The 14,480-nt window shown below is 41.2% G+C and carries 11 protein-coding genes and 3 pseudogenes; 11 read left to right on the top strand and 3 right to left on the bottom strand.

Annotated features, from left to right (window positions below; all coding sequences use genetic code 11):
* The first annotated feature begins 121 nt into the window (after window positions 1–121).
* The 4 genes and pseudogenes from QFZ28_RS09070 (at window position 122) to pheA (ending at window position 3,431) form a co-directional block, all read left to right on the top strand.
* Window positions 122–652: a sporulation initiation phosphotransferase B gene (locus QFZ28_RS09070; RefSeq protein ID WP_307194325.1), complete on the top strand. Its 531-nt coding sequence runs from the start codon at window positions 122–124 to the stop codon at window positions 650–652.
* A gap of 43 nt (window positions 653–695) precedes the next feature.
* Window positions 696–1,986 (top strand): annotated as a pseudogene (obgE, locus tag QFZ28_RS09075) (GTPase ObgE).
* A gap of 90 nt (window positions 1,987–2,076) precedes the next feature.
* On the top strand, window positions 2,077–2,532 hold the full coding sequence (locus QFZ28_RS09080) for an ACT domain-containing protein (RefSeq protein WP_034674960.1): 456 nt from the start codon (window positions 2,077–2,079) through the stop codon (window positions 2,530–2,532).
* 50 nt (window positions 2,533–2,582) lie between these two features.
* The gene (gene pheA / locus QFZ28_RS09085) at window positions 2,583–3,431 is read left to right on the top strand and encodes a prephenate dehydratase (RefSeq protein WP_307194326.1); all 849 of its coding nucleotides are present in this window, start codon (window positions 2,583–2,585) and stop codon (window positions 3,429–3,431) included.
* 467 nt (window positions 3,432–3,898) lie between these two features.
* Here pheA and QFZ28_RS09090 read toward each other — a convergent pair whose 3' ends face one another.
* A complete protein-coding gene (locus QFZ28_RS09090; protein ID WP_307194327.1) occupies window positions 3,899–4,438 on the bottom strand; it encodes a transcription repressor NadR in 540 nt (179 codons plus the stop codon).
* A gap of 39 nt (window positions 4,439–4,477) precedes the next feature.
* Window positions 4,478–5,608 carry an IscS subfamily cysteine desulfurase gene (locus QFZ28_RS09095; protein ID WP_307194328.1) on the bottom strand — a complete coding sequence of 377 codons (1,131 nt, stop codon included), beginning with the start codon at window positions 5,606–5,608 and terminating at the stop codon, window positions 4,478–4,480.
* Between the two features lie 109 nt (window positions 5,609–5,717).
* Here QFZ28_RS09095 and nadB point away from each other — a divergent pair, with 109 nt between their 5' ends.
* The 4 genes and pseudogenes from nadB to QFZ28_RS29725 form a co-directional block, all read left to right on the top strand.
* Window positions 5,718–7,295, top strand: coding sequence for an L-aspartate oxidase (gene nadB / locus QFZ28_RS09100; RefSeq protein ID WP_307194329.1), 1,578 nt, complete (start codon window positions 5,718–5,720; stop codon window positions 7,293–7,295).
* Complete coding sequence (nadC, locus tag QFZ28_RS09105; protein WP_307194330.1) at window positions 7,264–8,112, top strand: carboxylating nicotinate-nucleotide diphosphorylase; 849 nt, start codon at window positions 7,264–7,266, stop codon at window positions 8,110–8,112. Before nadB ends, nadC begins: the two co-directional genes overlap by 32 nt.
* Before the next feature lie 2 nt (window positions 8,113–8,114).
* The gene (nadA, locus tag QFZ28_RS09110; RefSeq protein ID WP_307194331.1) at window positions 8,115–9,212 is read left to right on the top strand and encodes a quinolinate synthase NadA; all 1,098 of its coding nucleotides are present in this window, start codon (window positions 8,115–8,117) and stop codon (window positions 9,210–9,212) included.
* A 138-nt stretch (window positions 9,213–9,350) separates the two neighbouring features.
* Window positions 9,351–9,458, top strand: a pseudogene (locus QFZ28_RS29725) (LysM peptidoglycan-binding domain-containing protein); the annotation flags it as partial.
* 248 nt (window positions 9,459–9,706) lie between these two features.
* Here the strand turns inward: QFZ28_RS29725 and QFZ28_RS29730 are convergent.
* A pseudogene (locus QFZ28_RS29730) lies at window positions 9,707–9,925 on the bottom strand (pentapeptide repeat-containing protein); the annotation flags it as partial.
* 1,868 nt (window positions 9,926–11,793) lie between these two features.
* Between QFZ28_RS29730 and QFZ28_RS09120 the strand changes: the two are divergent.
* From QFZ28_RS09120 to QFZ28_RS09130, 3 genes are all read left to right on the top strand, one after another.
* Window positions 11,794–12,789, top strand: a complete 996-nt coding sequence (locus tag QFZ28_RS09120) for a phosphotransferase (RefSeq protein WP_307194332.1) — start codon at window positions 11,794–11,796, stop codon at window positions 12,787–12,789.
* Window positions 12,790–12,890: 101 nt separating this feature from the next.
* A complete protein-coding gene (locus QFZ28_RS09125) occupies window positions 12,891–13,598 on the top strand; it encodes a YhcN/YlaJ family sporulation lipoprotein (protein ID WP_307194333.1) in 708 nt (235 codons plus the stop codon).
* 129 nt (window positions 13,599–13,727) lie between these two features.
* Complete coding sequence (locus QFZ28_RS09130; RefSeq protein ID WP_307194334.1) at window positions 13,728–14,279, top strand: intercompartmental signaling factor BofC; 552 nt, start codon at window positions 13,728–13,730, stop codon at window positions 14,277–14,279.
* The last annotated feature ends 201 nt before the right edge of the window (window positions 14,280–14,480 follow it).

Here is a 14,480-nt window from a genome sequence, read left to right on the forward strand (position 1 = left end):
CGAAAATAGCCTCATAATACCTCAATTGGAAAACATTCGCGCAAAAGTGCTTACTCATCTGAACTTTTTTGATATACTAACAGAAAATAGTTTTTTCGACACTTAGGCTAGGAGTGCGATTATGGAAAAAGAATGGGATATTGTTGAAGTGCTGCGGCACTCACGGCATGATTGGCTGAATAGACTGCAGTTAATCAAAGGGAACTTGGATTTAAATAGAATTGACCGGGCAAAAGCATATATAAATGAAATTGTAATCGAAGCACAGCACGAATCGAAGCTTTCGAATTTTCATATTCCAGTATTTGCCTCCTTGCTCTTGAAATCAAATTGGGAGAATCATTTATTTCAGCTTGAATATGAAGTTCTAAACGACTTAGAAGCAGTGGAAATAAATGATAGCATTCTGTCGAATTGGACAAAATCCTTCTTTATTTGCTTAGATCAGGCAATTGAGGCCTTTCAGGAAAATCATTTATCAATAACAATTCAACCGCAATCAGATGGAGTTCGTTTCTTTTTTGATTTTAGCGGAATAATAATAAAAAAAGAACTGATTGAACAATTCCTGAACTCATCTGAAATGGATGTGATTGTAAAGGAATTCTCAGAGAACGAACTTGGGTTAGAAGTCTTTATGTCAGTGATTTAGGCCTTTATTTCGTTCGTTTATCAGTCAAATCAGGAGGATTCACATGTTTGTCGATCAAACGAAGATTTACGTAAAAGGCGGAGACGGCGGTAATGGAATGGTCGCTTTTCGTCGTGAAAAATATGTACCAATGGGCGGACCTGCTGGCGGAGACGGCGGTAAGGGTGCCGATGTTATTTTTGAAGTAAATGAAGGCTTGCGCACGTTAATGGATTTCCGTTATCAACGCCATTGGAAAGCCCCGCGTGGTGAGCATGGCATGTCCAAAAATCAGCACGGGGAAAAACGCCAAAGATATGATTGTTAAGGTACCGCCAGGCACAGTAGTGATGGATGCAGAAACAAAAGAAGTCATTGCCGACCTTGTTGAGAATGGTCAACGAGCAGTCATTGCCAAGGGAGGACGTGGAGGAAGAGGAAATTCCCGTTTTGCGACCCCTTCAAATCCTGCGCCAGAACTTGCTGAAAATGGTGAACCAGGTCAAGAACGCGACGTTATCCTTGAGTTGAAATTGCTAGCTGATGTTGGACTCGTTGGTTTCCCTAGCGTTGGAAAATCAACATTATTATCGGTCGTTTCTTCAGCAAAACCAAAGATTGCTGAATACCATTTTACAACGATCGTGCCAAACCTTGGTATGGTGGAAACGGAAGATAACAGAAGCTTCGTTATGGCCGACCTTCCAGGATTGATTGAAGGTGCGAGTGAAGGTGTCGGACTAGGACATCAATTCTTACGTCATATTGAACGGACACGTGTTATCGTTCATGTTATCGATATGGCTGCGATGGAAGGACGCGATCCTTATGAGGATTATCTGACCATCAATAAAGAGCTTGAAGAGTATAATCTTCGCTTAACCGAGCGTCCGCAAATTATTGTTGCGAATAAAATGGACATGCCGGAAGCAGAAGAAAATCTACAAAAGTTTAAAGAGCGTCTTCAGGAGGATTTCCCTATTTTTCCGATTTCGGCTATTTCTAGAAAAGGCCTGCGAGAGCTTTTATTTGCGATTGCGGATAAAATCGAGGAGACTCCAGAATTTCCACTTAATCATGAAGAAGAAGAAACAGGAATTAACCGCGTTCTTTATAAACATGAGGCAGATCCTGAGGCCTTCTATATTACAAGAGAACCTGATGGCTCATTCGTTATTCAAGGGGAAAAGATTGAAAAATTATTTAAGATGACTAATTTCCAAACGGAAGAATCTGTTCGCCGTTTTTCAAGACAGCTTCGTGGTTTAGGGGTAGACGAGGCTTTACGACAAAAAGGTGCAAAAGATGGGGATACCGTTAAATTATTAGACTTCGAATTTGAATTTGTTGAATAGATACGAACTTGTCTTTGAGAAATTCTAGCCAGAGCGCCCTGTTTTGGTTTACACGGGCGCTCGTGCTTTTCAAATCGGGTGGGTAGAGAGATGAAAAATGAAAAATTTGATAAAAAATTTTACTTAATAAGAGAAGACGTCTTGCCTGAAGCGATGAAAAAAACACTCGATGTAAAGGAAATGCTCGAAAGGGGTAAGGCTGAGTCTATTTGGGATGCGGTGCAGCAAGTAGACTTAAGCAGAAGTGCCTATTATAAATATAGGGACACGGTATTTCCATTTTCCACGATTGTTAAGGAACGATTAGTAACACTCTTTTTTCATCTTGAAGATCGTTCAGGCACTTTGTCTAAACTTCTTAGTGTCGTTGCTTCTTCTGGCTGCAATGTGTTAACCATTCATCAAACGATTCCATTGCAAGGAAGAGCAAACGTTACACTTTCGTTGAATACCACCGAGATTTCTACAGATATAGATGAACTGCTTTCAGAACTGCGTAAGCTTGAATTCGTGGAAAAAGTTGAAGTGCTTGGAACAGGAGCATAATTGATTTATAACAGCAGAGAGAGATTTTTTGTTAGGGAGTGTATGAAATCATGAAAGTTGGTTTTTTAGGACCGAAGGCAACCTTTACCGAATTAGCGGTCAAAAAGGTTTTTCCTGGATTTGAGCTTGAACCATATCGGACCATTCCTGAATCCATGGATGCGGTTGTTAACGAAAAAGTGGAACTAGCCGTTGTTCCTGTTGAAAATACCCTTGAAGGTACAGTTAATATTACTTTAGATTACTTAACCCATGTGGTTCAATTGCCGATTGTCGGGGAAATTACCATTCCGATTAAACAGCATTTGATGGTACACCCGGATAATCAAGAAAATTGGCAGGATGTTAATAAGGTGTACAGTCACTCTCACGCGATTGCACAATGCCATAAGTTCCTACATAATCAGTTACATGGGATACCTTATGAAAGTGTCAGCTCGACTGCTGCTGCAGCGAAGATGGTGATGGATCATCCTGAACAGCGTATTGCAGCCATTGCTAATGAATTGGCGGCTGAAGAATATGGATTATCCATTGTTCAACACAACATTCATGATTTTGATCATAACCATACTCGCTTTTTTGTTTTATCAGAAAAGGGGATTAATTTTGAGGAGTATAGCGGTTCTTCTCATTATAAAACAACGCTGATGGTCACACTTCCGACCGACAAAGCAGGTACGCTCCATATGGTACTGTCTGCCTTTGCATGGCGTAAAATTAACCTCTCAAAAATCGAATCCAGACCAATGAAAACAGGTATTGGCAATTATTTCTTTATTATTGATTTAGAAATGAAGCTAGATGACGTATTAATTCCAGGCGCGATCGCCGAGCTCGAAGCACTAGGGTGCGGAGTTACATTACTAGGAAGCTACCCATCTAAAATGATTAAATAAAATGAAAAGTATCGGGCGTTTAGCTCGGTACTTTTTTGTGCTTATAGTGGTTGAAGTATAAGTGGTACGAGAATTGCACTCAAGAGCCCTGATTGAGGACAAATCTCCAGGTACTTGAACCTAGATTAGTCCTCAATAGCCCTGATTGGGGACAAATCATGAGGTGCTTGAACCGAGATTAGTCCCCAATGGCCCTGATTGAGTACAAATCATGAGGTGCTTGAACCGAGATTAGTCCTCAATAGCCCTGATTGAGTACAAATCACCAGGTGCTTGAACCGAGATTAGTCCTCAATAGCCTTGATTGAGTACAAATCACCAGGTGCTTGAACCGAGATTAGTCCTCAATAGCCTTGATTGAGTACAAATCACCAGGTGCTTGAACCGAGATTAGTCCTCAACTTCCTTAACACATAAAATATCTAATAAAAAAAGCAGCCAATCCCTCGATTGGCCACCATTCGCGTTTAGTATTCGATTAAAAAGCCAGCTTCCTTCAAAGCCGCTTCCGCTTTGTCAAGGGTTTGTATTGAGGACGCCGCAATCGTGTGAAGATGAATGCCTCCAGTTAATACTGATAATAACGAAGCCTTTGTATTTTGGATATTATCCATGAATTGTTTTACCTCTTGACGATTCGATACCATAACAGAGGCGGTTAAGTCACCGTAAACAGCATGTTCTATTTTAACGTCTTTCACCAATACACCATGGTCAACTAGTAAATTTAGCTCCTTTACTGTTTCATCTGGTGAATGTCTGCAGGCAATCGTCCGTTCGAATGTTGGTGCGCCAGTGTTTTGTTTAAAATATAAATAACCTTGACTTGTTGCGATAATAGGCTCTTCTTTTGCTTTGAGAAGTGTGATATCTCCAACAATCACCTGTCTGCTTACATTTGTTCGTGTTGCTAACTCGCTTCCTGTAAGCGGTACAGGGCTGTCTTTTAGCAGCTGTAGGATAAGAGCTCTCCTTTCATCGCCAAGAATCTTTTTTTGTTCAGCCATACTAACCTCCTCGTATTTCTACCCTATTTTACCATAGTTCTATAGTTTAAATTTCTTTACGATATCTACAATAGTTTCCCCAAGCTTTACTACATCTTCCCTCTTGGTTGTCTTTCCAAACGAAATACGAATAAATTCCTTTGCCTCTTGAGGGCTTAATCCTAATGCTTGTGTTACTTTTGCTGGTGCTTGCATGCCAATTTGACAGGCACTGCCGGTTGAAATCGCGAACCCATACCGATTGCATTCGAGCATCATCCATTGGCCCTCAATCTCAGAAATCCGTAATCCAATGATAGATGGTAACTGAGAGTCTGGAGCAGCTTGATAAATATGCACAAAATTTTTAATAGGATCAAGCGACTGCACCAAAATGGTACGAAGCTCTAAAAATCTATCGCAGCTTTGTACAAGTTGGCTAGTTAATTTTTGCGCAGCTGCAGTCATAGAAGCGATAGCAGGGACGTTAACCGTACCTGGTCTGAAACCTCTCTCATGCGACCCTCCTGGAAAAAACGCACTCCAAGAAATGGCTGGATCTACATAAACGCCGCCGACCCCTTTAGGACCATATATTTTATGGCCAGAAAAGGAAAAGCTGCTGACAAGGGGGGCGATCTTTTTCAAATCGATTTTTCCAAAAGATTGTACAAAATCACTGTGAAGGTGGATGTCATGCTCCCTGCAAATACCAGCTATTTCTTCAATAGGCTGAATGGTACCTATCTCAGAATTAACATGCTGCACCGCCACTAAAATCGTTTGAGGAGTAATTGCACGCTTTAATTCTTCTATGTCAATGAGACCTGAAGAATTAAGGGGTAAATAAGTAATGCTGTACCCTTCTAACCGGTTGAGAACACCATGGATAGAAGAATGCTCAGCCATCCCAGCGATGATGTGCTTCCCATTTTTTTTAGGAGCCGACAACAATGCCTCAATGGCTAAAAAATTTCCCTCAGAACCTCCGCTTGTAAAGTACAATCCTTTTTTATTAACGCCCAAAAGATTAGCCAGCTCTTCACGGCAGTTTTCTAACAAGTCCTGTGACTGCCCGCCAAAATCATGAAGGGAACTAGAATTTCCAAAGAACTCAGTTGAAGCCTGAACAAACACTTCAGCTGCTTCTGGATCTAAAGGCGTGGTCGCCGCAAAATCAAAATATATCATTGGTAATCTCCAATACTCTTATTTTTTTATTATGAAAAAAATCTTGATATTAGTTTAAATCTATGTAAATATAGATGTCAAGACACCTGTTAATCCAGGAGGACTCAAGATGACAATAAATGATGATGTTTTAATTTTAGGAAGTGGGATTGCTGCACTGCAGTTAGCCTCGCTTTTAAATAAGGATTTGAATGTGAGGATACTCACAAAGGACAAAATTAGAACAGCCAATTCTTATCTTGCTCAAGGCGGCATTGCCGCAGCTATCGGAGAGCATGACCATCCAAGTAAACATATTGTTGACACACATGAAGCAGGAAGATTTCACAATAATCCAGAAGCTGTTGAGGAAATCATTTATGCCGCACCTAGGCTGATTAAGTTCATTTCTGAACAAGGATCTGTTTTTGATAAAAATCAAGATGGTAAATTGCTGCTCGGAATGGAAGGGGCACATAGTGAAAAGCGAATTGTTCATGGCGGCGGAGATGCGACAGGTAAAAATGTAGTCGAGTTCCTTATTAGCATGCTGAAGGAAAATGTCACCATCGAGGAAGATGTTTTTGCTTATGAGTTATTGCTCAATTCCGAGAAACGCTGCATTGGTGTAAAAGCTAAAATGCCAGATGGTACGTTAAAGAACTATTACAGCACTCATACAATCCTAGCAACAGGCGGCTGCGGGCAATTATTCGCCTATACTTCAAATGCCAATACAGTCAGCGGCGACGGGATTGCAATGGCCTATTTAGCAGGTGCGGAAGTGGTCGATATGGAGTTTATCCAGTTCCACCCTACACTTTTATACCTAAATGGTGAAACAAAAGGATTGATTTCTGAAGCAGTACGCGGTGAAGGCGCCGTTCTTGTCACGGAAGATGGCACTCCAATTATGGAAGGTGTTCATCCGCAGAAGGACCTTGGTCCAAGGCATGTTGTATCACAGAAAATCTATGAATATCTGAAAAATGGATACCAAGTATATTTAGATATTAGTAAAATTGAAAACTTTAAGCAAAGATTTCCGTCGATAACTGCCATTTGTGAGGAGAATGGCCTTCAGTTATCAGAGGGAAGAATTCCAGTTGCACCCGGCAGTCATTTTTTAATGGGGGGAATTAAAACAGATTTATTTGGCCGGACTTCCATAAAGGGTTTATATGCCATTGGTGAAGCCGCCTGTACAGGATTACATGGTGCCAACCGTCTCGCAAGTAATTCCTTATTAGAGGGGTTATATATGGGAGAAAAGTTATCGTCCATGCTAAATGAGCTTGTACATGAGGATATTCTTTCAACCGAAATCACTCGTCCATTTTTCATACAAGAAAAAGTAATCTTACCAGACTTACAAGAAATTAAGGATACGATGATGGAGCGGGTTGGTATTGTCCGAAACGAGGCGAATTTACAAAACCAAAAAGTATGGTTGGATACATTTAAGGCACACCAAATAAAAAATCTTGATCCTTATTCAATAGAAGAGATGACCAAGATTTTTATGCTGATTAACGCAAATTTAATTACCGAGGCTGCTCTGAAACGTACTGAAAGCCGTGGTGGTCATTTTCGCAGTGATTATCCCCTGGAAGACGACCATTATTGGTTAAACAAGACCATTATTCATAAAAATAGCCAGGGAATGGAGAGTAACCATGAATACATTAAAACTGCGCTCGCTACTTGAGCAATTTTTTATCGAGGATATTGGGGAACAGGATATTACCACTGATTTAATTTTTGCAGACGATACAGAAGGGGAAATCGTCTTTCTCTCAAAGGATAACGGAATTTTTTGTGGAGAAGAGATTATTAAAACGGGTTTCAAACTTTTGAATACTGACATTGAAACGCAGCTTTTTGTGAAGGATGGTCAAAACATTGAATACGGTCAGAAGCTTGCAACAGCCTCTGGTAAAATAGCGGATCTATTAAAAGGAGAAAGAGTGGTTCTTAACCTTGTTCAAAGAATGAGTGGAATTGCCACACTTACGCGTAAAGCTGTTTCAACTTTAGATAGTGGCCATACCAAAATTTGTGATACGCGAAAAACTACACCTGGCTTAAGGATGCTTGAAAAATATGCTGTTACAACTGGAGGTGGCTACAATCATCGTTTCGGTTTATACGACGGGATTATGATTAAAGATAATCATATTTCGTTTGCTGGCTCGATTACAAATGCAGTTGAACGTGTTCGAAAACAAGCGGGTCATATGGTGAAGGTAGAAGTAGAAGTTGAAACAGAAGCTCAGGTGAGAGAAGCCGTCAACGCCGGTGCAGATATTATTATGTTTGATAATCGTACTCCAGACGAAATTAAAGAACTGATTAAATTAGTTCCATCAGGATTCATAACCGAAGCTTCAGGCGGGATTCAATTGACCAATTTAGCTGGGTATCGTGATACAGGTGTTGATTATATTTCACTAGGGTTCTTAACACATTCTTATAAAGCACTTGATATAAGTGTAAAAGTTCTCGTAAGGGGAGGAGAGGAATAAACATGAGCATTTTAGCTGCAATGCAAAAGAATAAGATGATTCCTGAAAAGTACAAACAAATGTCGAAGGAAGAGTTAGAGGCTAGAGTAATAGAAGTGAAAAACAAATTAGGCTCAAAACTTTTCATTCCAGGTCATCATTATCAAAAGGATGAAGTGATTCAGTTTGCCGATGCAACCGGGGATTCCTTAAAACTTGCACAACTATCTGCGGAAAATACCGAAGCGGAATATATAGTTTTCTGCGGCGTTCATTTTATGGCTGAAACGGCAGATATTCTTACAAATGAGAACCAAAAGGTTATTCTCCCAGATATGAGAGCAGGCTGTTCTATGGCTGACATGGCAGACCTAGATCAAACCGAAAAGGCGTGGGAAATCCTCCAGGGGATTTTTGGTGATACCATTCTTCCATTAACTTATGTTAATTCTACAGCTGCGATTAAATCTTTTGTTGGTGCTCATGGCGGTGCAAGTGTTACCTCTTCGAATGCAGAGACAATGGTTAAGTGGGCCTTTACCCAAAAGGAACGGATTTTATTTTTACCAGATCAGCACTTAGGTCGAAATACCGCTTATGACTTGGGTATTGGTTTAGATGATATGGCAGTTTGGAATCCAATTACAAATAAGCTTGAATACGAAGGCGATCCTTCAAAAGTAAAAGTCATTCTTTGGAAAGGTCACTGCTCTGTACATGAGAACTTTACAGTTCAGAATATCCATGATACAAGGATCCAATATCCTAATATGACGATTATTGTTCATCCTGAGTGCCGCCGTGAGGTCGTGGAATTATCCGATATGGCTGGTTCAACAAGTTATATCATTAACGCGATTGAAAAGGCAGAGCCGGGCTCTGAATGGGCGATCGGAACAGAAATGAATCTAGTTAATCGCCTGATTCAAAATCATCCTGATAAAAAAATTATCTCATTAAATCCTGCAATGTGTCCTTGTTTAACCATGAACCGAATTGATCTGCCACATTTAGTGTGGAGCTTGGATACACTAGAAGAGACAAATAATACGATTAAAGTCGCTCCAGATATCGCTGAAAATGCAAAACTTGCGCTAAATCGTATGTTACAAAACGCATAATGTTTTAATAGATGCAATTATCCAAATTGCATCTATTTTTATTTTACAGAGGTTGATTCATATTTCTCCGAAAAAAAGCATAAGTTTTTCTGAAGAATGTTAGCACTTTGCCTATCATCACATAGAATATATGGACTTATGCATAGGAGGGAAATCAGAGTGAAGATCCATATCGTACAGAAAGGGGATACTCTTTGGAAAATCGCCAAGAAGTACGGCGTGAATTTTGAAGAGCTGAAAAAGATGAATTCACAGCTCAGCAACCCTGATATGATTATGCCCGGTATGAAAATAAAAGTCCCAACAACAGGTGGAAATATAAAAAAAGAAGCGCCTATGGGAACAAAGCCGGGGGCCACAATCAACTTAGGCGCAAAGAAAGAAATGCCGATTGCTGGGCAACCGTTTACCAAAGAGAAACCAAAAGAAATGCCGATTAAACCAGCTCCAAAAAAGGAGGTTCCAATAAAAGAAGCACCTATAAAGGAAGCACCTATTAAGGAAGTTCCAATAAAAGAAGCGCCAATAAAAGAAGCTCCTATTAAAGAAGCACCAATAAAAGAAGTACCAATCAAAACTGCACCAATTAAAGAACAACCTGTAAAAGAAATTCCAATAATGGAAGCACCGATTAAAGAAGCGCCAATAAAAGAAGCTCCTAAAACACCATATACTCCAAAAATGCCCCTGCAAATCATTCCAGAAATCGACATTAACAACTATTATTTGAACAACATGACCAATATGGAGGTTAAACAGCCACAGCTGCCTCCAAAACCAGCCAACATACTTCCTGAAATAAAAGAACCGGTAAAAGAACCGATAAAAGAAAACCCAGTCATGCCTGTACAAGAAGCACCAATGGAGAACCAGTTCCCTGTACAGCAGCAAATGCCGCAAGATTATTGTGTACCTATATCACCAATAATGCCTGGAACAGGATTTTGTCCGCCGCCACCATTATGGTGCCCGCCGCCGCCTTGTCCACCAATGTCATTTATGCCTTATCCACAGGTTCAAGGAGCGGTAATGCCACAGATACCTCATATGCTGCCTAATCAACCTGGACCAATGCCAGGGGTAGCAGGTGCGGAATATATGCCACATGGCTTTGATGATGAATCTTCATCCTTTATGCCGCAATTGCCAATGACCAACCCAATGGGCGGTCAAATGCCAGGAATGGGTCAAATGCCAATGGGCGGCCAAATGCCAGGAATGGATCAATTGACAATGGGTAGTCAAATGCCGGGAATAGGTCAAATGCCAATGGGCAGTCAAATGCCAGGAATGTATCAAATGCCAATGGGCGGCCAAATGCCAGGAATGGGGCAAATGCCAATAGGCGGCCAAATGCCAGGAATGGGTCAAATGCCAATGGGCGGCCAAATGCCAGGAATGTATCAAATGCCAATGGGTGGCCAAATGCCAGGAATGGATCAAATGCCAATGGGCGGTCAAATACCAGCAGGATATGACCAAATGCCAGCAGATGATCAAATGCCTTATTTCGATGAAAGTCCAGAAGAAGTACCTGTAGGCTCACCAGCAGCCACAAACCAAGGCTGGATCGACAAAGGTATGCAAGGAATGGGAGGCCCAGTGGGAGCAGACCTCGGTCAACCAGGAATGGGAGGACCAACAGGCTTCGGTCAACCAGGAATGGGAGGACCAATGGGAGCAGGCTTCGGCCAGCCAGGAATGGGAGGACCAATGGGAGCAGGCTTCGGCCAGCCAGGAATGGGAGGACCAATGGGGGCCGGCTTCGGCCAGCCAGGAATGGGAGGACCAACAGACTTCGGTCAACCAGGAATGGGAGGACCAACAGGCTTCGGTCAACCAGGAATGGGAGGACCAATGGGAGCAGGCTTTGGCCAGCCAGGAATGGGAGGACCAATGGGAGCAGGCTTCGGCCAGCCAGGAATGGGAGGACCAATGGGAGCAGATTTCGGCCAGCCAGGAATGGGAGGACCAATGGGAGCAGGCTTCGGTCAACCAGGAATGGGAGGATCAACGGGAGCAGGCTTTGGTCAACCAGGAATGGGAGGACCAATGGGAGCAGGATTTGGCCAGCAAGGAATGGACGGACCAATGGGAGCAGGATTTGGCCAGCAAGGAATGGACGGACCAATGGGAGCAGGATTTGGTCAGCCAGGGATGGGAGGACCAATGGGAGCAGGATTTGGTCAACCAGGAATGGGAGGACCAATGGGAGCAGGATTTGGCCAGCCAGGAATGGGCGCACCATATGGTCAAATGCCTTTTGGTTACCCACAGATGGGTCCAGCACCACAAGTAATGGGAGCCCAAGATTTTGAGTCACCTGATATGGGAATGCCTTTTGGAGGCGGTCAAATGCCATCCATGCAGCAGCAATTTCCTGCTCAAGGAGGCTTACCAGTCGGAGCAGGTGGTGACTGTGGCTGTGGCGGACCAAAACAACAAGCAATGCCGCAGCAAAACTTTATTCCGCCCACACCTCCAATTTATAGCGCACCATATACAGGACCAGCAAACGCAGCACAGCCTCCATTCATGAATCCCTATGGTATGGGACCAATGGATGGGATGATGCGTTACGATGAAGATGAAAGCAATGAGTATGACTTTTAATCAAAAAGGAGACGATGATTATTTCATTCGTCTCCTCTCTTATTTACGTTCACAATTTAAAGAAAATATTGTAGAAATGGTGCCTTATCGGAAAAGTGTAATTTGGATAAAAACAGATAAAAATGTGTATATGCTTAAAGGGTTTCATACGAATAAAAGACTTCGGCTGCAGGAGGCATTTACTGCTACGCTTAGAAAAGAAGGTTTTTTAAAAACTTATCTTTTTGTACATCCCCAGTTAAAAGAACCAATCTTTTTTGAGGGGACCTATTTTGGATGTCTGGAATACATTACCCCAAATAAAATACCTTTTTCATTCCAATCACAGAAAAATCGACAGGAGGGGCTTGAACTTTTAGAGCAGTTTCATCAAGTAACCTCATCCTTTGAAGCCCGTTATCGAACGCTGATTCCAAAAGGGGTGATTATTGAAAAATGGAGAGACAGAGGTAAGATTTTTTCCTCCAATATCTCTACTTTGAAATATTTTATAAACGATAAAATATTGATGGAAATGATAAATTGGGCAAATTGGTCCCTAAGTGGAATGGAAAAAAATCGATCCTTGTTTTTGAATGAGCCATATTGCATACTTCACGGAGACGTGGCGCATCATAATTTCTTGCGTGATTCAAATGGAGTATTAAATCTAATTGATTTTGATTTAATTAGTATTGGACCAGCGTCCTTAGATTATTTACAATATGCGAATCGAATTCTCCCAAGCCTAGATTGGTCATTTGAACGGCTTGCTCAATTTTCACAATATGAAGAACTGTTGAACGAGAAGGCATTTCTATACGCATTAGCGTATCCTGCAGATATTTTCCGCGAATGGAACAGGCTTGTTCGTGAAGGTTCGTATAGAGACCATCAAAAATATAATCAAGTCATGGACTTGACAATTGGTCAGTTTTATTCACGGAAAAAATTCATTGATCAATTAAAACTGCTGACGAACTGAGTTTCATGGTCTATTCTGGCAGAATAAATCCCCTCAGGAGCTCACAACCTAACCATGAGCATATTTAATTATGCTCATGCATCCTAGAGGGGGTTTTTCGCTTGAACTTAAAACAGTGGATGATTCCTCTGTCCGCCTTTTTAGCTGTTGGGCTGTCAGGTTGTGCAAATGATGACCGTGCTGCTATGGATAAAGATAACAAAAATATGGGACAGCCGTTGGGCTACTATTCCGATGAAAATCACAAAAACGGAGCCAACGGAATGCCTGGGGACAATGATGGCCCGTTCACAGAATTAATGGACCATAATCTTGGTGTTGAAAACCAGACAAATAATGAAGAGCGAAGAAAGCAGTTTCGTAACAGAGATGAAAATGGAAATCCACCGAACCCAACAAAACCGCTCGCGAACCATGACCATAACTTTTTCCAAAGGGACAATCAGTTTAGTACCAGTGACGCGAATTATCATGGTCATATGAATCAAAGACTAGGTACTACAGGGACCACAACGAAACCTGAATCTCAAGATCGTATAACAGAAAGAATTAAAAGCAGAGTGGCAGATGTTGAAAATGTCCGAGAAGTCCGCTCCGTTGTTTATGGGAATTCTGTTATGGTTGCCGTTAAATTAGAAAACAGTAAGTATACTGAAGAAACAAAAAGAGCTATCCAAGACGCCGTTCAGCCGTTAGCTGGTGGAAAATCTGTTCAAGTCATAATTGATGATGGTGCGCTTGGACGTGAAGGTAACAGAAACAATGATTCGCAGCCATTAGAACCTAATAGCCGTAAACCTGAAAAATAAAAATGTAAAAGAGGCATAGCTGAAATTGGCTTTGCCTCTTTTGATTTTTTTAAAAGGATAAAAAGGTAAAATAAGGCTAAACTAGTATTGAAGATGAGTTAGATCTCTAATAATAAGAGGTGATTATGCATGAGGTTCAATTGGGTAGCTCAGTATCGGCTTGGTTTAGCCTTTGTTACGGTTGTTCTCTTCATGTCTATCGGAATGGTGCCAGAAATAGGTTTAACTGGTTTCGCCGAACAAATGAAAAACCATCAGGATCAACAAAAGTCGGAACCTCAGCAATTGACCATTATTTTGGAAAGAATCTATCTTGATGGAGAAATAAGTGAGGAAGTCGTTCTTGATTCTTACTGGTCTATTGAAAATTTTTGGGCAAAGTATGATCAGTGGCAGCTAGTAAATATTGATGAATCCACTATGGTGTTTAGAAAACAAGTGGATGACATTTCACCATTACTAAAAGCGAATGGCTATTTTGGAATTACCGATGATGGCGTGTTGACTATTTATAATGGCCGCCCAGATCCATCACGAATCATTCAATCTTTTTTTCAGATAGATGTGAAAAAGCTCGAAAGCAAAAAACAAGAAGAGTTGATTCAAGGTATTCCTATCAAAAATAGAGACCGTTATGTAGAGGTACTAGAAACATTTAAACCTTATTCGACGCAGGAATAATTATACCCTAAGAATTCAGGGCTTCATGAGCGATTCATGAGGTCCATTTTTGCGTTTTCTATAAGATTTCGCTCTCCCTAACCCATCATCATCCTATTCTCTCATCCTAAAGTTGTAGATAAAGTTCAAGCTTTTTTCTGAGGGAAGTATTTCCAAAATCCTTTAAGCTAAAGACATCAAGTTAAACACTTAAAGGAGAGA

Source organism: Neobacillus niacini (genome assembly GCF_030817695.1).
In the GTDB taxonomy this organism is placed as follows: Bacteria; Bacillota; Bacilli; order Bacillales; family Cytobacillaceae; genus Neobacillus; species Neobacillus niacini_F.

Bases quoted from the DNA above. Each gene is read 5' to 3' on its own strand.
- QFZ28_RS09070 (WP_307194325.1), top strand. From the start codon at position 122: ATGGAAAAAGAATGGGATATTGTTGAAGTGCTGCGGCACTCACGGCAT.
- QFZ28_RS09080 (WP_034674960.1), top strand. From the start codon at position 2,077: ATGAAAAATGAAAAATTTGATAAAAAATTTTACTTAATAAGAGAAGAC.
- pheA (WP_307194326.1), top strand. From the start codon at position 2,583: ATGAAAGTTGGTTTTTTAGGACCGAAGGCAACCTTTACCGAATTAGCG.
- QFZ28_RS09090 (WP_307194327.1), bottom strand. From the start codon at position 4,438: ATGGCTGAACAAAAAAAGATTCTTGGCGATGAAAGGAGAGCTCTTATC.
- QFZ28_RS09095 (WP_307194328.1), bottom strand. From the start codon at position 5,608: ATGATATATTTTGATTTTGCGGCGACCACGCCTTTAGATCCAGAAGCA.
- nadB (WP_307194329.1), top strand. From the start codon at position 5,718: ATGACAATAAATGATGATGTTTTAATTTTAGGAAGTGGGATTGCTGCA.
- nadC (WP_307194330.1), top strand. From the start codon at position 7,264: ATGAATACATTAAAACTGCGCTCGCTACTTGAGCAATTTTTTATCGAG.
- nadA (WP_307194331.1), top strand. From the start codon at position 8,115: ATGAGCATTTTAGCTGCAATGCAAAAGAATAAGATGATTCCTGAAAAG.
- QFZ28_RS09120 (WP_307194332.1), top strand. From the start codon at position 11,794: ATGAAGATGAAAGCAATGAGTATGACTTTTAATCAAAAAGGAGACGAT.
- QFZ28_RS09130 (WP_307194334.1), top strand. From the start codon at position 13,728: ATGAGGTTCAATTGGGTAGCTCAGTATCGGCTTGGTTTAGCCTTTGTT.